The following is a 19886-nucleotide window of genomic DNA, read 5'->3' as shown; positions in this document are numbered from 1 at the left end:
GATTTTCTGTGCACTTTCATGTTATATTAGTAACCACAACATTACCAAAGGAGGCCGCAAAACATGACAAATGCAACCAAGCTTGCCCTGGAAGAATCCCTGAAGCATCTACTTCTTAAGAAACCTTTAGATAAGATCACCATCAATGACCTGACTACGGACTGCGGGATCAGCCGCATGACTTTTTACTATCATTTCAAAGATATCTATGATCTTGTGGAGTGGTGCTGTCTGGAAGATGCCAGAATTGCCCTTCAGGGCAAAAAAACCTCTTCCACATGGCACGAAGGGCTTCTGCAGATCTTTGATGCCGTGATGGAAAACAAGCCGTTTATCTTAAATGTATACCGCTGCGTGGGGCGGGAACAGATTGAGAATTATCTGTTCCAACTTACCTGCGATCTTCTTATGGGCGTGGTAGCAGAAAAATCAAAAGATATCCCCATCACGGATGAACAGAAAATTTTTATCGCAGATCTGTATAAATACAGCTTTGTAGGGATCATGCTGGACTGGATCAAAAACGGCATGCGCGAAGATTATCGCGAAATCGCAGATGATACCGCAACCGCACTGTACGGAAGCATCGACAACGCCATCCGCAATTTTGCCGCCAGAAACAAAACAGCAGAAATGCATACAGAATAAAAACTTATCAAAACAGACATAATGATAAAAAACTGAACACTTTCGGTATTTTGTAAATAGAATCTTTTTTTCGGATGGGCTATCATAGCCTCAACAGCAACAAAGAACAGTTAATCCGATACAAACAGGTATCTCATTTACGAAAGGTGGATGTCATATGTCAGATAAAAAAGGATTCATGGGACTTGCAGCACTTGCGGCAGCCGGAGCCGGCGCAGCCATGCTGATGAAAAAAACAAGAGAGATCAACGAAGAGGAAAACCTCCATGTGAAAGAAACTACTACAAACTACCGCAACACCGAGCGTGGAAAGCATGACAAAAACAGCAAAGGGATTTATTATTCCAACGGTAACTACGAAGCCTTTGCCCGTCCGGAAAAACCGGAAGGTGTGGACGACAAGCATGCCTACATTGTAGGAAGCGGTCTTGCTTCCCTGGCTGCTGCATGCTTCCTGGTAAGAGACGCACAGATGCCAGGTGATCATATCCACATCCTGGAAGCCATGGATATTGCCGGAGGTGCCTGCGATGGAATCTTTGATCCGTCCAGAGGCTATATCATGCGTGGCGGTCGTGAGATGGAAAACCATTTCGAGTGCCTGTGGGATCTTTTCCGCAGTATTCCTTCCCTTGAAAAACCGGGTGCTTCTGTTCTGGACGAGTTCTACTGGCTGAACAAGCACGACCCGAACTATTCTCTCTGCCGTGCAACCGTCAACCGTGGACAGGATGCCCACACCGACGGAAAATTCAACCTGAGCCAGAAGGGCTGCATGGAGATCATGAAGCTGTTCATGACAAAGGATGAGGATCTTTACGATAAAACCATCGAAGATGTATTTGACGATGAAGTGTTTGATTCCACCTTCTGGCTGTACTGGAGAACCATGTTCGCATTTGAAAACTGGCACAGTGCTCTGGAGATGAAGCTTTACTTCCAGCGTTTTATCCACCACATTGCAGGCCTTCCGGATTTCAGCGCCCTGAAATTCACCAAGTACAACCAGTACGAATCCCTGATCCTTCCCATGAAAAAATATCTGGAGGATGCAGGTGTTGACTTCCAGTTTAATACTGAGGTCACAAACGTGATCTTTAATTTCAAGGATGGCAAAAAGATCGCCACTGCTATCGAGTGCAAGGTAAAAGGTGTGGAGCAGGGTATCCTTCTTACAGAGAATGATTATGTTTTCGTCACTAACGGAAGCTGTACAGAGGGTACGATCTACGGCGACCAGAACCACGCGCCAAACGGCGACGCGGAGGTCCGTACCAGTGGCGTTTGGTCCCTGTGGAAAAATATCGCAGCTCAGGATCCGTCATTCGGACATCCGGAGAAATTCTGCTCAGACATTGCCAAGACAAACTGGGAATCTGCTACTGTCACCACTCTGGATGACCGTATCATCCCTTATATCACCAACATCTGCCAGCGTGACCCACGTACCGGCAAGGTTGTTACCGGTGGTATCGTAAGCTGCCAGGATTCCAAATGGCTCTTAAGCTGGACCATCAACCGTCAGGGACAGTTCAAGGAACAGGATCCGAAGAAAGTCTGCGTATGGGTTTACGGACTGTTTACCGATGTTCCCGGTGATTATATCAAAAAACCGATGAAGGATTGTACCGGTAAGGAAATTACCGCTGAGTGGCTGTACCACCTGGGTGTTCCGGTAGATCAGATCGACGATATGGCAGAAAACAGTGCTGTCTGCGTTCCGACCATGATGCCGTACATCACCGCCTTCTTCATGCCGCGTACCAAAGGTGACCGCCCGGATGTTATCCCGGATGGCTGTGTAAACTTTGCATTCCTGGGCCAGTTTGCGGATACTCCTCGTGATACCGTATTCACAACAGAGTATTCCGTACGTACTGCAATGGAGGCTGTATACGGACTTTTCGGTGTAGACCGTGGTGTTCCGGAAGTATGGGGAAGCGTTTACGATATCCGTGAGCTTCTGGACAGCAGTGTGAAGCTGATGGACGGAAAATCCCCGCTGGAGATCCAGCTGCCAGGGCCGCTGAATGCACTGAAGAAACCACTTCTTAATGTTGTGAAGGGTACTGTGGTTGAGAAGGTACTGCGGGATCATGATGTGCTGAAGGATTATATGTAAAATATACAGCCTGCCAGACAGATATTCTCAATCCGAAAATTAAGATTTGAAAACAGTAACGGAGCCTCCGGTTCTATTCGTGCAGCAATCCCCCGGAAATACTTCTCACGCGGTATTTCCGGGGGATTATTTTATTTTCTGATACTTATTTTCCCAGTGTTTCATTCATACTTCCGGAACGGAAGCCCTGAAGATCCAGAGTCACGTAAGAAAATCCCAATGTGCGGAATTTCTCTGTGATCTTTGCTCTTGTTTCATTATCTGCAATTTTCAGGATCTCTTCTTCCGGAACCTCGATCCTTGCCATGGTACCGTGGATGCGAACACGGAACTGATGGAATCCCAGATCCATCAGAAACTGCTCGGCCTGATCTACCATGTGAAGCTTCTCCTCGGTAATGGTCTCACCGTATACAAATCTGGAAGCAAGACAGGCAAAAGATGGCTTGTTCCAGGTTGGAAGATTCATGTCTTTTGACAGCTCCCGGATCTCTTCTTTATAGAGGCCTGCTTCCTGGAGCGGACTGCGGACCCCAAGCTCCTGGATAGCCCTTTTTCCCGGACGGTAGTCGCCCAGATCATCCATGTTGGAACCTTCCACGATCATGTTCATATGGCGCGCCTTTGCAGCTTCCCAAAGTCTGGTAAAGATGGCTTTTTTGCAGATATAGCAGCGGTCCGGCGGATTCTGACGGAACCCCGGGATGTCGAATTCGTTGATCTTGCATATCTCCTGGCAAATGTGATTTTCCTGGCAGAAATCTTGCGTTTCTTTCAGTTCTCTGTCGGTGAAGGAGCATGGACATGCGGTAATGGCCATAGCTTTGTCGCCAAGTGTTTCCTGTGCAGCTTTCAGCAAAAATGTGGAGTCCACTCCACCGGAAAAAGCTACGGCTACACTTCCCAGGGAACGGAGGATTTCCTGGAGTTTTCTGTATTTTTTTTCAAGTGTGATGTTATCTGTTGCTGGCATATGTTCTGTCACCTCGTAATTTGTAAAATCTTATTTTTGCCGGATCCGAATCTGTAATTTTCAAATCTGTTCTTATTGACATACTCTTGCAATGCTATGTGTGTATTCTTTATTGTAAACGATACCTTTTTGCCATACAAGTATTTTTCTACCTGACAGATGTACTATGAAATTTATTAGTATCCTCTCTGTTTCCAAACATAATAAGACCGGAAATACAGCATATGCCATACTTCCAGTCTTTCTTTTTACAGTTATTACATTTCGATCACATCAAGATCATCCGGAACAAACAAATTTCCGTGATAATACTCTCTGCCTTCTGCTCCGTAAAGCTCTTTACGTTTTTTAATGTTCTTATCCTCTGTGTGATACAGGACAAGATTCTTAACTCCAAGGTTCTCAGCCAGCTCACTGGCATCCTTAACTGTGGAGTGATGCTTCTCATATGGATTGAAGATATCACGCTGTCCATACAAGCAGAATGCTTCGTGGAACATCCAGTCGCTGCCTTTTGCGTATTTCTCTTCACATTCATTGTATGGCTCGTCTCCGCAGCAGGTAAGTACCTTACCACCGTCATAGATCATCTGGAAACCGAACTGTTTCGCTTTGGTGGAACCGATATCAAAGAAGGTCACTTTCTTATTAAGAATTGTTTTTTCCTCGCCGTCTTTTACCTCGATCAGATGAAGTCTGTCACCGATGTACTGTGTCTCCTTCTTATTCAGAAGCTTAAATGCCATGTCTTTGAGAAGTCCGATCACTTCATCATGAGCATAGATGTTTGCCTCGCCCTGATAAGTGCCTTTTTTCATGTTCTGGCAAATGATGCGGATCACCCACACGATCCCCATGATATGGTCTACGTGCTTATGTGTAACAAAGATCTCATGAACATCCATCAGATCAACGCCAGCCTTCTTCAGCTGGGAAAGCACCGTATTTCCGCCGCCTCCGTCAACCAGAAAATGGCCGTACTCATCGCTGAGCACAAAACATGTATTGTAGCACTCTGTTACCAGTGCGTTACCTGTTCCAAGCATGGTTAATTTCATTCTGTTCTCCTCCTGTATAGCCCTGGTCATCAAACATTCAGCCACCCACCATTCTGCTCTCTGACACTCTGACCGGCTGTCTCTGGTCATATTACAGACACATATACAACCGTTTAATTTTTTTTCTTATTTTTTCTGTGTTTTTCGTGTCCAATGATAACATTATGAAGAAATATTTTCAATAAGATCCATTCATTTTCATAGCAGAAAAATCAATCCACAAATCTTCATATATTCCTGCTTTCACAGAATCCTGTAATGTATATGGTTCCGAGGTTCCATGTTCAAAATTATATACCAGAACAAGATTCTTATCCGGATCTACCAGCCAGTATTCTCTTACTCCGGCAGTTCGATATTTAAACAGTTTCGTATAATAATCCATCTGCTTGCTGGAAGGAGATACAATTTCCACGATCCAGTCCGGTGCTCCCTTGCACCCTCTGTCATCCAGTTTATCTGCATCGCAGATAACAGAAATATCCGTTTCAACGTAGGTATTTGATTTTTCATCCAAAAATACAGCAAACGGAGCCGCATAAATTTCACATTTTCCCTTATTGGAACGAATATACTCACTGACAGAAGCAAATATTTCTCCTGAAATCTTCTGATGTTTCCTGCTGGGCGGTGCCATATAATAAATCTGTCCATCAATCAGTTCTGCCCGTTCCCCCTCAGGAAAATTATAAATATCTTCAATGGTGTAAATATCTTCTTTCACTATAACTGTTCATTGGACGGTCGATCATGATATGTACAAGCTGGCCCGGAGTCGGTTTCTTCTTTTCATAAATCATCTGCTTCATTTATATTCCTCTTTAAGCACATACAATAAATTAACAGATTTTTCTATTATGCCAGTAAATCGAAGATTTTTATTTCAATCCGTTCTTCGTTTTACCATATCTCAGACTCTACAGCCGCACGCTCAATGCCAAGACCCTTCATATATCGATCCATAAATGCGTTGAATCCTTTCACGCCTTCTGCTTCCGGCGCCAGTGTGCTGCCTTCGTTTCCTTTGAAGACATCTTCATCCAGGAAATCCGCAAGGTCTTCGCCCTCTCTCCTGTTAATCAGATAGGAAGCCAGAAGTGCGATTCCCCAGGCTCCGCCTTCTCCTGCTGTGGACATTACAGATACCGGTGCATCTACCGCATCTGCAAGAATCTGCTGGCCGACCCCCTTTGTCTTAAAGAGGCCGCCGTGGCCCAGAAGCTTATCGATCTTTACATGCTCCTGATTCAGAAGGATATCCAGACCTACACGCATGGCGCCGAGGCAGGTGTAAAGATTATTTCGCATAAAGTTTGCCAGTGTAAATTTGCTCTCAGGAGAACGTACAAACAGTGGACGTCCCTCTTCAAAGCCGGTCATATGCTCGCCGGAGAAATAGCAGTAGGAAAGAAGTCCGCCACAGTCCGGGTCGCCTTCCATGGCTTTGTTATAAAGAGTTCCGAACAGTTTGTTCATATCTACTTCCATGCCCATAGCTTCTGCAAATTCCTTAAACACATTTACCCATGCGTTCAGATCCGAAGTACAGTTGTTGGAATGTGCCATGGCAACCGGATCTCCTGCCGGAGTGGTAACCATGTCGATTTCTTTATACGGTTTGGAAAGTGCCCTCTCCAGGACGATCATGGCAAATACAGATGTTCCCGCAGAAACATTTCCGGTACGCCGACGGACACTGTTTGTGGCAACCATACCGGTTCCTGCGTCTCCCTCAGGCGGACACATCGGGATTCCAGCTTTCAGCTTTCCACTTACATCCAGAAGCTTTGCGCCTTCCTCAGTAAGAACTCCTGCATCCTGACCTGCCACCAGAGCTTTCGGCATAATATCGCGAAGCTTCCATGGGAAACCATAAGGTGCAACCAGTTCATCGAACTTCTGAACCATCTCCTCGTTATAGTCCTTCGTTTCACTGTCGATCGGGAACATACCTGCCGCATCACCGATACCAAGCACTCTTTTTCCGGTGAGTTTCCAGTGCACATAGGCTTCCAGAGTGGTGATATAATCGATATCTTTTACATGCTCCTCACCGTTAAGGATCGCCTGATACAGGTGTGCGATGCTCCATCTCTGAGGGATATTGTAATGGAAAAGCTCTGCCAGCTTCTCAGAGGCTTCTCCTGTGATGTTGTTTCTCCAGGTACGGAACGGGACCATCAGCTCTCCCTCTTTATTAAACGGCATATAGCCATGCATCATGGCACTGACACCAAACGCACCTACGCTTGTAAGCTCCACTCCATATTTTTTCTGAACATCTTCTGCCATATCCTGGTAACTGCCCTGGAGACCTTTCCAGATCTCCTCTAGGCTGTATGTCCAGATACCATCCACATACTGGTTCTCCCATTCATAGGCTCCGGATGCGATGGGCTGGTTCTTATCGTCCACCAGAACTGCCTTGATCCTTGTGGAACCAAACTCAATACCAAGAGCCGTGCGATTCTCAAGAATTGCTGTTTTTGCCTCATTTACTCCCATTGTAAAAAACCTCCCATATTATTTGCTGAAATACATGCTGTTCCATCTCAGCTCATTCTGCAGATTCCGGATCGTTGTATCGCCATCAATATAAACCGCTTCAATACCCATAGCTGCTGCCCAGTCACCCATCTGCTCTGCAGTAAGGTCATAGGTAAATGCAGTGTGATGTGCGCCGCCGGCAAGAATCCATGCTTCTGCTGCTGTGGAAAGATCCGGCTTCGGTGTCCAGAATGCAGTACCTACCGGAAGTGCAGGCATCGGCTTCTCTGTTTTCTTACACTCAACCTCATTGATCAGCAGACGGAAACGGTCACCAAGGTCAACCAGGGATGTTGCGATTCCAGGACCTGTCTTAGAAGTAAATACCAGTCTTGCAGGATCTTCACGATCTCCCATGGAAAGCGGGCATACACGCATGCTGACCTTGCCATCAGCAACGGATGGGCAAACCTCCAGCATATGTGCCTCAAGGATTCCCTCTTTACCCGGTACCAGGTTATAAGTGTAGTCCTCCATAAAGGAAGTACCCCTGGCGTCCTTTTTTCCTGCTGCCATGATCTTCATCAGGCGAACCATAGCTGCTGTTTTCCAGTCACCCTCGCCACCAAAGCCATAGCCTTTTTCCATCAGTCGCTGGATCGCAAGTCCCGGAAGCTGTTTCAGGGAGCCCAGATCACCAAAGTGTGTTACGATAGCCTGATAATTTTTCTCCTCGAGGAATCGCTCAAAACCGATCTCGATCCCTGCCTGGACTGCTACATGCTTCTTAAATTCCTCAGGGTCACGTCCATCCAGAATCATATCGTATTTATTATAATATTCTTCTACCAGAACATCAATATCTCCCTGGCTTACATCCTGAACATATTCTGCGATCTCATTAACCGGATAAGCATCGATCTCCCATCCGAATTTCATCTGAGCCTCAACCTTATCGCCCTCTGTTACGGCTACATTTCTCATGTTATCCGCAACACGGCATACACGGATATGGCTGCTTTCCATGATACCAACTGCAGTACGCATCCAGGATGCCAGACGCTCCTGGATCTTTTTGTCTGCCCAGTGTCCTGCAATGACCTTACGCTCGATTCCCATTCGGGTTACCATATGGCCAAACTCACGGCCGCCATGTGCGGACTGGTTCTCATTCATAAAGTCCATATCAATGGTTTCATAAGGAATCTCCACATTGAACTGTGTATGAAGGTGACACAGCGGTTTACGATACTCTTTGAGACCAAGAATCCAGGATTTTGCCGGGGAAAATGTGTGCATCCATGCGATCACGCCGGCACAATTTTCGTCTGCATTGGCATCATTAAAGGTTTTACGGATCAGCTCATTTGTGATCAGCGTTGGTTTCCATACAACCTCAAACGGAAGTACGCCGGATTTATTCAGCTCCTCTACGATGATCTTGGAATGCTCGGCTACCTTGCGGAGACACTCATCTCCGTAAAGATCCTGTGAACCTGTGCAAAACCAGAATTTGTAATCTCTTCCTGTTTTCATGTGAAAGATCCTCCTTAAAATAAAATTAATATCATATGCATAACATTCCTGAAAATCTGCAGCCCATTTCTACTGCCAACATGCGTCCGATCTTCTGAAATGTTATAAGGCTCTCTGTAAGCTATATTGCTTCATTCTCTAATAAAACGATCTGATAAAACGGTTATGTATCTGTGCTCATGCCCCTGCTTTCACGCTGCTGCCCCGTATGATCAGTTCCGGACGGATCAGACGTTCTACGGTACTTTCTTCATCAGGCACACCGCCCAGCTTTTCCAGGAGAAGCTTTGCCGCCATCTCTCCCAGTTTTTCCTGGGGATGGGTGATAGTGGTAATGCCCTGTCCCTGTCTTGCATATAGTGAATTATCATAGCCGGTTACCGCAACATCTTCCGGGATCTTTTTGCCCTGACGTTCCAGTTCTTCCATGACCTGGACAGCGATCTGGTCGTTGTAACATACAATTCCCTCCGGAAGGCAGTTCTGACGGATCATGTTCCGGACCATAAGAGCCGGCTTTTTTCGCCGGTCCTCGGTGTGAAACCAGACCACCTTATCCGGATCATAGGCAATTCCATGCTCCTGCAAAGCCTTCACATAACCCTTATGCCGTTCGATCCCCTGACGGTCATCTGCCTTGAAAAATCCTGCAATGTTACGTCTGCCGGAATCCAGGAGATGCTTTGTAACAAGATAACCGCCACCTGCATCATCCATAAGGATATGGGGTTTTTCCTGCATCTCCGTATACAGTCCCTGGATAAAAATATATGGGATCTGATACTTGTCCAGTGTTTCATACAAACTTACATGTCTGCACAACACCTCGCTTTTGCTTGGTTCAATGATCAATCCGTCAATTCCCTTACTGATCAGCTCTTCCAGGAATCTTGCCTCCTTCTGACGGCTGTTTCCTGTATTTTTGAGGATGATACTGTACCCATTATCGGACAGCACCTCATCGATCCCCTGGATCAGCCTGGGAAAAATATAATCCGATATATATGTAGTCACCACTGCGATGTTTCCGGTTCCGTGAATCTGTCGGAGCACATCCGCACAGAAGGTTCCTTTTCCCTGAAAGGATTCTATGTATCCATCTCCTGCCAGGATCCCCAGAGCCTTTCGCACCGTATGCCTGCTCAGCCCATAGCGTACACTGAGCTGGTTTTCAGAGGGAAGCTTCTCACCCGGACGGATCTTTCCGGAAAGAATGTCTGTTTTCATTTCTTCCATCAGTGCATAATATTTTGCTTTTCCGTTTTCTGCCATAAGCTCCTCCCTTCGTTTGTATTTTGATCTGTATTTATCCTGTTCGTTTCATCTGTAATTATTTTATAACTTGTATATACATGCGAACAAGTTGTTTTTATTATTTATCAAAAGTTCCATATAAAGAAAGGCCGGAACACCCTCCCCATTCTGGTGTTCCGGCCTTTATATGCCGCCTTGCATATTTATTTCAAAGTTTTTGCTGCCTTCCGATCATTTCCTGCCTTAGCGGTACATCTTCATATAATCCCCATGTGCCTCGATCAGCTCATCACACATTGCCTGGATGTCTTTGATGTTCAGCTCTGCACCTGTGTGCGGGTCCATCATGGCTGCCTGATAGATTTTCTGGCGGTCTTTGGTCACTGCTGCCTCAATAGCAAGGAGCTGCGGGCTGACATTGGATAAATTCATAGCTGCCAGCTGTGTAGGAAGCTTGCCCACTTTTACCGGATGTACACCGGTTCCGTCGATATAGCATGGAACCTCTACGCAGGCATCTGACGGAAGGTTATCGATGTAACCGTTGTTAAGAACATTTCCACCGATCTTGTACGGTGTGTTTGTAACAACAGCCTCCATGATGTAGGAAGCATACTCTTTACTTCTCTCATGACCAATCTTACCATCCTTGAGGATATCCTCGCGCTCTTTTTCCCAGCCCTCGATCTGTTTGATACATCTTCTCGGATATTCGTCAAGCGGAATATTGAACTCCTCGATCATCTCCGGATATTTGGATTTAATGAAGAACGGATTATACTCTGCATTGTGCTCACTGGACTCTGTACAATAGTATCCAAGATGACGGATATACTCATAACGCACCATGTCCTCATGCTTCTCACCGGAGGTATTCTTCTCCTCGGCAATTCTGCGGATCTCCGGATACAGATCATTTCCGTCTTTGTCGTGGATCTCAAGGAGCCATGCCATGTGGTTGATACCTGCGATCAGCTCTGTACGTCCCTCAATCTTGTCTTCCATTCCCATTCCCTCAAGAAGCTTCTGGGAGCAGACCTGAACGCTGTGACAGAGGCCTACGGTACGGATCTTTGTAAAACGCTGCATATAGCCGGTAAGCATTGCCATAGGGTTGGAGTAGTTCAGGAACAGAGTGTTCGGGCAGACTTCTTCCATATCCCGGGCAAACTCTTCCAGGACCGGAATGGTACGAAGTGCACGCATGATTCCGCCGATTCCCAAGGTATCTGCGATAGTCTGTTTAATGCCGTATTTCTTCGGGATCTCAAAGTCTGTAACTGTGCATGGCTCATAGCCGCCTACCTGAATGGCGTTGACTACGAAATCTGCATCTCGAAGTGCATCTTTACGGTTCTCGGCACCGAGATAAGTTTTGATCACTGCGCGGTCCTCGTTTACGTTGTGGTTGATGGCACTTAAGATAATTCTGGAATCCTCCAGTCTCTTCTCGTCAATATCATAAAGTGCGATCTCGCTCTCGCGAAGTGCCGGTGTGCACATACAATCGCCAAGTACATTTCTTGCGAAAACCGTGCTTCCTGCTCCCATGAATGTAATTTTGATCATGTTCGTTTCCTCCTGTTTCCTTTGTTGGGTCTCTTATCCGGAATTCTTGTATTTTTCTTTGAAATTCCTGATTTTCTGCTATTTTTGCGGTGCAGTCCCGCTTCGTTTTCTTTGTGATCTTATCATACTACCGGAAACTTGTTTAAAATATGTACTTTGATGTTAATAATTGTTGTTTTGTTGCATGAGATACCTGGAAGTAATTTTCTATAACATTTCTTATGACATAAAAAACGCTCTGCCCGATACCAGAATTTTATATATTCCGGCCAGACAGAGAGTTCTTTTTTCTTCGTGAAATATATCACAGGATCAGGGCTCAGATTCTGTATAATCCCCTTTCTTCCCTTTCACCACAAGGCTTCTTTTTTCTTCTTTATATTCTCTTGGACTCCTTCCTGTTCTTGCTTTAAAAACTTTAGAAAAAGCTAAAGGGTCTCCATATCCCACTCTTGCAGCCACCTCGTTGACCTGGATATCTCCTTTTTTCAGAAGTGATTTGGCTTTCTCAATGCGGAGATTCATCAGGTATTCCTGCGGGGAACATCCGAGGCTTTTCTTAAAGGTGCTGGTAAGATAGCTGCGGTTGACTCCGATGCGGTCTGCCAGCTCATTGATCTTAAGCCGCTTGTCAAAGTTGGCTGCAATGTAATCTACTGCATGCTCCACATAAACGGAATTGGGATATCTGTGGGACGGAAGAAGCTTGCCTTCTCTCAGACATGCATCCCGGTTATCTACGATCAGATCAGACAAAAGGAGCATCAGAAGTCCATTCCGTTTCAGCTCATTTTCAAAAACAAGCTTGTTGGTCTGGACCATTGCATCAATATACTTCGCGGCATTTTCCATGCAGTGGATCCTTCGGACCGGATTTTCCCGGCTGAAACCACTTACATGGATCACTTCCTCTGCAGTCATTCCCTCAAATCCTACCCAGCGGTACGTCCAGGGATTGTCCATATCTGCCTCATACCAGGCCTCCACACTGGATGGGATCAGAAATGCCTCCCCGCCGGTCAGATGATACTGCTGTCCATCCATCTCAAAAACCCCGGTTCCGGATTCCACGATATGAAGCACATGGGAAATCCTTTTATTTGGTCCAAAGCGATGTCCCGGATCGCAGTTTTCCCACCCACAATAGGTAAGGCAGAGATCCACCGCACCTTTCTTTAAATTCTCCAGACATTTATATCTGTCTGAGTTTGTAAAACCAACTGTATGAAGCAACTTGTCACCTCCCTGATGTCATATATTATGTTTCCGCCTGTGAGCTGCTTCGCTACCCAATAACAGGCCGCCATATCCGGCGGCCTGTTATATTTCTGGTCAGGCGGATGTCTTTCTGCAGACAGTTTTTATTCTATCATTTACAGAAATCAACCCTCTGCTTCAATTGTATACAATACAGAATGGAAATCACCGTTTGTCTTATTGCAGTAGTCACGATCAACCGGGATTCCTGCATACATCAGCTCATTTCCGTAAGCTTTCAGGCACTTATCTTCCCATTTTACTTTGTAAAGCTGGTCCTCGTCAAGACCCTTGAAGCGCAGACGCATCCAGGAAGCATTGACCTTGTTCAGTCTTTCATAGTATCCAGCAACTGCCTGTTTTTTGTCTCTGGAAACAACCATCCATGCAGTATCATTTCCTTCGAACGGGCTTAAGATACGGTAGAAATCACCCTCCACCTGGATCAGGTCACGATGTTCCTTCATGAATTCCACCTGTGCCTTTACCTCTTCGATCTCTTTGGCACTTAAAAGGTTCAGATCCAGCTCATAGCCAAAGGTTCCGAAATATGCCACATTTGCTCTTGTAGAAAGCGGTGTGGTACGGTGCAACTGATGATTCGGTACTGCTGATACATGAGATCCCATGCTGACGATCGGATAAACAAAGGAGGTACCGTACTGAATCTTTTCTCTCTCTGCTGCATCGGTATCATCACTGGTCCATGTCTGCGGTGCAAAATACATCATTCCAGGATCAAATCTTGCTCCGCCGCTTGCGCAGGATTCAAAGAGGATGTCAGGGAATCTCTCTGTCAGTCTTGTATACAGTTCATAAACACCAAGGATATATTTATGCATGGTCTTGCCCTGATCTGCTGCAGATGCGCCGCGGCTGAAAGGCTCGGACATGTAACGGTTCATATCCCATTTAATGTAGGAAATGGAAGATTCCTCGATAACTTTTGAGATGGAATCATAAATGAAATCCACAACCTCAGGTCTGGAAAAATCAAGAACATGCTGATGTCTTGAGTGGGACTCAAAACGCTCCGGTGCTCCGATGAGCCAGTCCGGATGTGCTCTGTAGCAGTCGCTGTTCTTGTTTACCATCTCAAGCTCTACCCAGAGACCGAATTTCAGGCCCATCTCCTCAATCTTGCGGGAAAGTCCGGAAATTCCGTTTGGAAGCTTATTCTTATTTACAAACCAGTCGCCAAGGCCCTGGTAATCATCGTTTCTGGTTCCGAACCATCCGTCATCCAGAACGAAAAGCTCTACCCCAACCTCTTTGGCTTTTTTTGCAATATTGAGGATTTTTTCCTCATTAAAGTCAAAATAGGTTGCCTCCCAGTTATTGAGGAGGATCGGTCGTGCATGATTTCTCCATTTTCCGCGCATCAGGCGGTCACGGTACAGTCTGTGGTAAGCCTGGCTCATTCCGTTTAAGCCCTTATCGCTATATACCATAACAACCTCCGGAGTCTGGAATTCCTCATCTCTGGAAAGCTCCCAGGAAAATCCCTGTGGATTGATTCCCATCATAACTCGTGTCATCTCGTAGGTGGAAACCTCGACCTGAGCAAGGAAGTTGCCGCTGTACACAAAGCTGAAGCCGAAAACCTCGCCTGTGTCTTCTGTTGTATGAGGACGTTTCAGTGCGATAAACGGATTCTGCTCAGAGCTGGAGCCGGTTCCTGCAAGACTCTGTACAGCCTGTGTACCCATCTCAAGCTTGCGTGTTTTTACATAACGCTCACGTGCCCACGCACCGGAAAGATGGATCATCTCATAATCCATATCCGGGAACTCCACTGCTGCACTCATCACATTTTCGAGGCGGATCTTCTGATCCCCTTTCTGAACAAGGCGTGCGCTTCTAGTGATCACCGGGTAATCCTCATATACGGAATATGTAAGAACAAGGTCTGTATCCATCACAGGATCATGAAGTGTAATGTCCAGAGATGTTGCTTCTTCCTGGCGCTCTGTGTAGGTTGCCGGAAGACCGGCAAGCTTCTTCTTGCCGCCATAGATCTCATGAGAAACATATTTGAAATCTACGATCTCGCTTCCGTTCTCCTGACGAACAGTAAGGGCAGGGCTTCTGTAATCACCGGTTCCGTAAACAGGATACTCCTGTTTGGTATACTGCATGGAAAGAAGTCCCGGCTCCGGAACGCATACAGCCATCAGAGAACGCATGATCTCCTCGTGGAGATAGCTGAAATCCTCTTTGTCGCGGATGGCTTTTCCATAGTACAGATTCTCCATCTGACCATTTTCCATGATACAGGTGATGTAGCTTAAATGTTTGTTATAAATGTGGAATGTCTTTGATCCCTCGTGAAATTTGATCGGCATAATTTTCTCCTTTTTTCGTTTACTGCGGATAAAAATATCCGCCTCTTTCCTTAAGAATCATCAAATGACTGTGCATTTTTGCATTTACTTCGATAAAAATACCGCTGACAACCTCAATAACCAAATGCTCAGTTATATACATTGTCAGCGGTCTTGTATTACCTTATGTAATATTTCTGATTACAGTTTTCCACCGCTGGTAGCAATACCTTCGATAAACTGTTTCTGGAAGATCATGTAGATCACGATCATCGGAATGCAGGCGATCAGAGATGCAGCCATCAGTTCCGGGAATTTGGATACGTACTGGCCCTGCATCTTTGCAAGTGCGGAAGAAAGTACCAGCATATCCTTATCTGTATTAACGATCATCGGCCACATCAGATCTTTGAATGCGAATACAGCTGTGAAAATTCCAAGTGCAACCATACTGGATCTTGTAAGTGGTGCCATGATGTAAAGGAAGGTCTGCCCGATGTTACATCCATCAAGTCTGGCAGCCTCCTCCAGATCCTTCGGCAGTCCCATGTATCCCTGTCTCAGAAGGAAAGTACCGAACGCAGTGACAATACCTGGGAATACAAGGGCAAAGATCGTATTCAGCATACCCATCTTGCTGACCATCAGGTACTGCGGGATGATGAAGATCTGTACCGGAACCATCATCTGGAACAGTACAAGACTAAAGCAGAGATCACGACCCTTGAAATTCAGTCGTCCAAATGCATAGCCTGCCATAGTTGCTGTAAGAACTGCACACACTACTCGGAAGAAGATCAGAAGCAGTGTATTCTTGTACAGAAGCAGGAAGTTCATGTTATTGATAACAGAAATAAATGCGTCTTTTCTCCATATTTTCGGGAAAATGGTGAAAGGATCTACAGATGTTGCTTCCGTTACAGATTTAAAAGCTGTCAGGATCATCCAGATAAATGGCACAAGCATCGTTATGGACACAATGATCAGTATGACATGTATTAAAATAGTGGTTAATTTCTTTTTTGTTTCCATACTATCCATGGTTAATCCCCCTTTTTAGTTGTAGAATACCCATTTCTTCTGACCGATCATCTGGAATACTGTCAGGATCATGGTGATAATAAGAAGTACTACTACGATCGTAGCGCCGTATCCCATGTTCTTATTGATAAATGCATATTTATAGAACAGATAAACCAGTGACTGAGTCTTGGTAAGTGCCGGGTTTGACTTGTCAATAACCATATAGATCAGGTCGAATACCTGAAGGGATCCGATCACACGGGTAACAAGTACGAAGAAAATGGTTGGTGAAAGAAGCGGGATCGTGATGTTAAAGAATGCATTCACACCTGTAGCACCGTCAATAGATGCAGCTTCATAATAGTCTCTCGGGATTTCCTGAAGTCCTGCCAGAAAAAGAACCATATTGTAACCGATGATAGACCATACACCGATGATCGCAACTGCAAATACTGCAATTTTCGGATTAGAAACCCAGTTTACATGAACATGGAAAACGTTATTGATAAGACCATAATCAGAGTTGAACAGCCATCTCCATACCATGGCTACCGCTGCCGGAGCTGCTACCATCGGGAGGAAGATGATGGTTCTGTAAACAGAACGGCCCTTCATCTTTCTATTAAGAAGTACTGCAAGAACAAGTGCGATGGCAATGGAAAAAGGAACCTCCACGATCGCATATTTGAATGTGTTGATCAGTGCCTGCCAGATCTCTTTATCTGCAAAAACCTTCTGATAGTTCTGTAAACCGATAAAGATATTTCCTTTACCAAAATCTCCTGTTTTGAAAAAGCTCTGGTAAATAGTCTGGAAGATCGGAATGATGTTCAATACGATCAATCCGATGGTTGTTGGGAGAATAAACAGCCAGCCCCAGAGGAACTCACTGCGCTCTCTCTTTGTCCGTGCCTGTGACTTGGTGGTTTTAGCCATAAGAATCACTCCTTCTATTCCTTCTATGTATGAGGCCGCTGCACCTGAGTGCGGCGGCCCCTCTCATTACTGCACTTAATTATCGGTGTTTCTTAATGCTTACTCCTCAGCCAGCTTCTCGTTCATCTGATCAGCCATCTGCTTGCAAGCCTCTTCCATTGTGATGTCGCCTGTGTATACGCCCTTAAGGATCTCGTTGTCCTCGTTCTCCCATGTTACAGTAGATTTGGAGTATGGACGGATCTCCATGTCATCCATCATGTTCAGATAAGCCTGAAGGTTGAAGTCTGCGGATTTAGCCCATGCATCAGATGTATCTTTGTATGCACTCATTGTAACACCAAGCTCAGCCTGTTTCTCCTGAGCCTCTTTGGATCCGAGGTACTCGATCAGCTGCCAAGCTTCGTCTGTGTGCTCACCGGAAGCAGATGCTGCCCATCCAAGTCCGTTATATGAGGAAGCTCTTCTGCCTGTCTCAGCGTTCTTAGGAAGCTCTACACAATCACAGTTCGCTGCTGTGTACTCGTTCTCTTTAAATGCTGCAAGCATCCAGGAGCCCTGGCATGTCATAGCGATCTTGCCAGCCTCGAAAAGTACGTCCTCGTTGTTCTCGGACATTGTCTCAAGAGACGGGATCACGCCATCCTTGATCCATCCTTCCAGTGTCTGCATAGCTGCGATCGTCTTCTCATCATCCCAGCCGGATTTTGTCTTGTCATCGCTGATGATGTATCCGCCGTTATCATAGATCAGGTTGTAGTATCCGGCCTGGTTGTTATCATTTCTCATTGCGAGACCGTACTGGGAACCATCATCCTTAGTAAGCTTCTTAGCTGCCTCTGTAACATCATCCCATGTCCAGTCAGCTGTCGGATAATCAAGTCCTGCCTCGTCAAATAATGTCTTGTTGTACCAGAGAGCGATTGTATCTATATCCTTCGGTACTGCATAATATTTATCATCGTATGTATACAGTCCCCAGATATCCTCCGGATAGTTCTCCGGATCGATCAGATCGCTGTCTTTGATCTTGTCGGTCAGATCAAGAAGCATATCGTTGGACATGTATCTCTGACTCTCGTTGGAGTGCATCCAGAATACGTCCGGAAGGGAACCACCCTGTGCACCGGCCTCGAGCATTGTCCAGTACTCATCCCATTTAACAACGGAAATCTCTGTCTTGATTCCTGTCTTCTCTGTGAAGTCTGCAAGAATTTCTTTGATTCCCGGCTCCTGGTTGGTGTCCCAGATGGATACGGAAAGTGTAACATCGTCACCTTTTGCATATACCGGAACTGCTGTCATTACCATGGCACCTGCTAACAATAATGCTGCTACTCTTTTAAAATTCATAACTTCTTCCTCCTTTTAAATCTTTCTTATTTTCCCTCTTTCTTTGGTCAGTTTTTATATTTTTTCACGTCCCTGACCGTTGATATTATTATAATTGCACATGGAAAAATGATAAATGGATTATTGTCATTTCAATATGGAAAAATGTTACTTTTTTATTCATTTTATCTATTTTTTGTTCATACTTAGTTAATTATTCGTCATTTTTACATGTTTTCTTTCATTTATTACATATATTTTCATATTTTTCACTATTTATGAGCATATTTTGGCACCCATTTATTTCCTTGTAGCAAAACCAACATTTTTACATATCTGTTTTTGTATGTTTTTACTAACTCAGCACATGTATAAATGTCATTTTCCAAAAAACACAATTTTCCTTTCCTAACATAATTCCATGCGTGCCATCATTTTCACATGTGCACGCAAAGTTCCATGTTTTTTTATACAGTCCCATAAACCGTGCTGATACTTATCTGCGTCCCCTCTCTTTACACACAATCAAAAACTATGCTAAGATTAGCTGTATCGGACTTTTCCCATATGGTCTGTTTTCATTTCTACATTTCTATATAAGGAGGTATTTCGTTATGAATCTTTTAAATGAAGATAATGTCGTCCATGTATTTCTCAACAAGCTGGGTGACATCGTGATCGCCAATCTTCTTTTTATTCTCTGCTGCATCCCCGTGATCACCATCGGGCCGTCACTAACTGCACTTTATCACTGCATGATGCGTACAGTAAAAGGGAATAACAACGGCACAACGAAAACATTTTTCAGAGCTTTTAAGGAAAACTTCAAACAGTCACTGATCATATGGCTGCTGATCCTTGCTGCCGGAACCATGATCATCCTGAATATCCGCTTTCTGCTCCATGCAGAAGGAAGCGCTGCACATATGCTGTTTTATCTTTCTGTGGGGGTTCTGACTTTGCTGATAATTTTTACTTTATACATATTCCCGGTGATCGCAACCTTTGCCAATACACTGGGGGCACTTTGCAGAAATGCGTTTCTGCTGGCATTTATGCATTTCCCCACAACGATCGCCATTGCGGTGATCACGATCTTTCCATTGTATATGACATATCTCGATGCAAAGCTACAGCCACTTTACGCATGCTGCTGGTTTTTCTTTGGATTCGGACTTGTAGCTTTTATAAATTCGATGCTGTTGTATCGATTTTTTAAGAAGCTGCTTCCTCCGGAGGAGGATATTTCGCTTTTGTGATGAAAAGCTTGGGAAAATTGTTATTTATTTAGATATAGTATTTTTAGATATAGTATTTTCGCTTTTCAAAGCGGAGGAAATCTGCGAGGGGGAAAGCACTCAGAGTTG

The 19886-nt window shown here is 45.0% G+C and carries 15 protein-coding genes; 3 read left to right on the top strand and 12 right to left on the bottom strand.

From position 1 onward, the window contains the following. Window positions 1–63: 63 nt before the first annotated feature. Together NCY57_RS13040 and NCY57_RS13035 are read left to right on the top strand one after the other, a co-directional pair. The gene (locus tag NCY57_RS13040; RefSeq protein ID WP_173740922.1) at window positions 64–648 is read left to right on the top strand and encodes a TetR/AcrR family transcriptional regulator; all 585 of its coding nucleotides are present in this window, start codon (window positions 64–66) and stop codon (window positions 646–648) included. A 157-nt stretch (window positions 649–805) separates the two neighbouring features. Further along, window positions 806–2770, top strand: a complete 1965-nt coding sequence (locus tag NCY57_RS13035; RefSeq protein WP_021650431.1) for an oleate hydratase — start codon at window positions 806–808, stop codon at window positions 2768–2770. A 145-nt stretch (window positions 2771–2915) separates the two neighbouring features. Here the strand turns inward: NCY57_RS13035 and larE are convergent, their stop codons facing one another. The 12 genes from larE to NCY57_RS12975 all read right to left on the bottom strand — a co-directional run bounded on the left by larE (window position 2916) and on the right by NCY57_RS12975 (window position 18540). Further along, window positions 2916–3743 (bottom strand): ATP-dependent sacrificial sulfur transferase LarE, encoded by an 828-nt coding sequence (gene larE / locus NCY57_RS13030; RefSeq protein WP_173740923.1) that lies wholly within the window; start codon window positions 3741–3743, stop codon window positions 2916–2918. Between the two features lie 257 nt (window positions 3744–4000). Beyond that, complete coding sequence (locus NCY57_RS13025; RefSeq protein ID WP_022426660.1) at window positions 4001–4801, bottom strand: MBL fold metallo-hydrolase; 801 nt, start codon at window positions 4799–4801, stop codon at window positions 4001–4003. Window positions 4802–4979: 178 nt separating this feature from the next. Beyond that, entirely contained in the window at window positions 4980–5528 is a 549-nt protein-coding gene (locus NCY57_RS13020; RefSeq protein ID WP_173740931.1) for a Uma2 family endonuclease, read from the bottom strand. A 173-nt stretch (window positions 5529–5701) separates the two neighbouring features. Continuing rightward, entirely contained in the window at window positions 5702–7306 is a 1605-nt protein-coding gene (locus NCY57_RS13015; RefSeq protein ID WP_173740924.1) for a xylulokinase, read from the bottom strand. Between the two features lie 18 nt (window positions 7307–7324). Continuing rightward, on the bottom strand, window positions 7325–8824 hold the full coding sequence (gene araA, locus NCY57_RS13010) for an L-arabinose isomerase (protein WP_173740925.1): 1500 nt from the start codon (window positions 8822–8824) through the stop codon (window positions 7325–7327). Between the two features lie 177 nt (window positions 8825–9001). After that, window positions 9002–10096 carry a GntR family transcriptional regulator gene (locus tag NCY57_RS13005; RefSeq protein WP_250789743.1) on the bottom strand — a complete coding sequence of 365 codons (1095 nt, stop codon included), beginning with the start codon at window positions 10094–10096 and terminating at the stop codon, window positions 9002–9004. Between the two features lie 225 nt (window positions 10097–10321). After that, entirely contained in the window at window positions 10322–11647 is a 1326-nt protein-coding gene (locus tag NCY57_RS13000; RefSeq protein WP_021650439.1) for an alpha-glucosidase/alpha-galactosidase, read from the bottom strand. Between the two features lie 312 nt (window positions 11648–11959). Continuing rightward, complete coding sequence (locus tag NCY57_RS12995; protein WP_110925843.1) at window positions 11960–12880, bottom strand: AraC family transcriptional regulator; 921 nt, start codon at window positions 12878–12880, stop codon at window positions 11960–11962. A gap of 149 nt (window positions 12881–13029) precedes the next feature. Beyond that, window positions 13030–15249 (bottom strand): alpha-galactosidase, encoded by a 2220-nt coding sequence (locus NCY57_RS12990; RefSeq protein ID WP_195635154.1) that lies wholly within the window; start codon window positions 15247–15249, stop codon window positions 13030–13032. Between the two features lie 180 nt (window positions 15250–15429). Further along, the gene (locus NCY57_RS12985; RefSeq protein ID WP_092070262.1) at window positions 15430–16269 is read right to left on the bottom strand and encodes a carbohydrate ABC transporter permease; all 840 of its coding nucleotides are present in this window, start codon (window positions 16267–16269) and stop codon (window positions 15430–15432) included. 15 nt (window positions 16270–16284) lie between these two features. Then, window positions 16285–17187 (bottom strand): carbohydrate ABC transporter permease, encoded by a 903-nt coding sequence (locus tag NCY57_RS12980; RefSeq protein ID WP_092070265.1) that lies wholly within the window; start codon window positions 17185–17187, stop codon window positions 16285–16287. A 99-nt stretch (window positions 17188–17286) separates the two neighbouring features. Then, the gene (locus tag NCY57_RS12975; protein WP_237972178.1) at window positions 17287–18540 is read right to left on the bottom strand and encodes an ABC transporter substrate-binding protein; all 1254 of its coding nucleotides are present in this window, start codon (window positions 18538–18540) and stop codon (window positions 17287–17289) included. A gap of 593 nt (window positions 18541–19133) precedes the next feature. Here NCY57_RS12975 and NCY57_RS12970 point away from each other — a divergent pair. Further along, entirely contained in the window at window positions 19134–19778 is a 645-nt protein-coding gene (locus NCY57_RS12970) for a YesL family protein (protein WP_059086770.1), read from the top strand. Window positions 19779–19886 lie beyond the last annotated feature (108 nt).

The sequence above is a fragment of the Blautia sp. MB18-30 genome, from assembly GCF_023669475.1.
Lineage (GTDB): Bacteria > Bacillota > Clostridia > Lachnospirales > Lachnospiraceae > Blautia_A > Blautia_A fusiformis.
The sequence above is the reverse complement of the archived record's forward strand: the minus strand, read 5'-3'. Positions and strand labels throughout refer to the sequence as shown.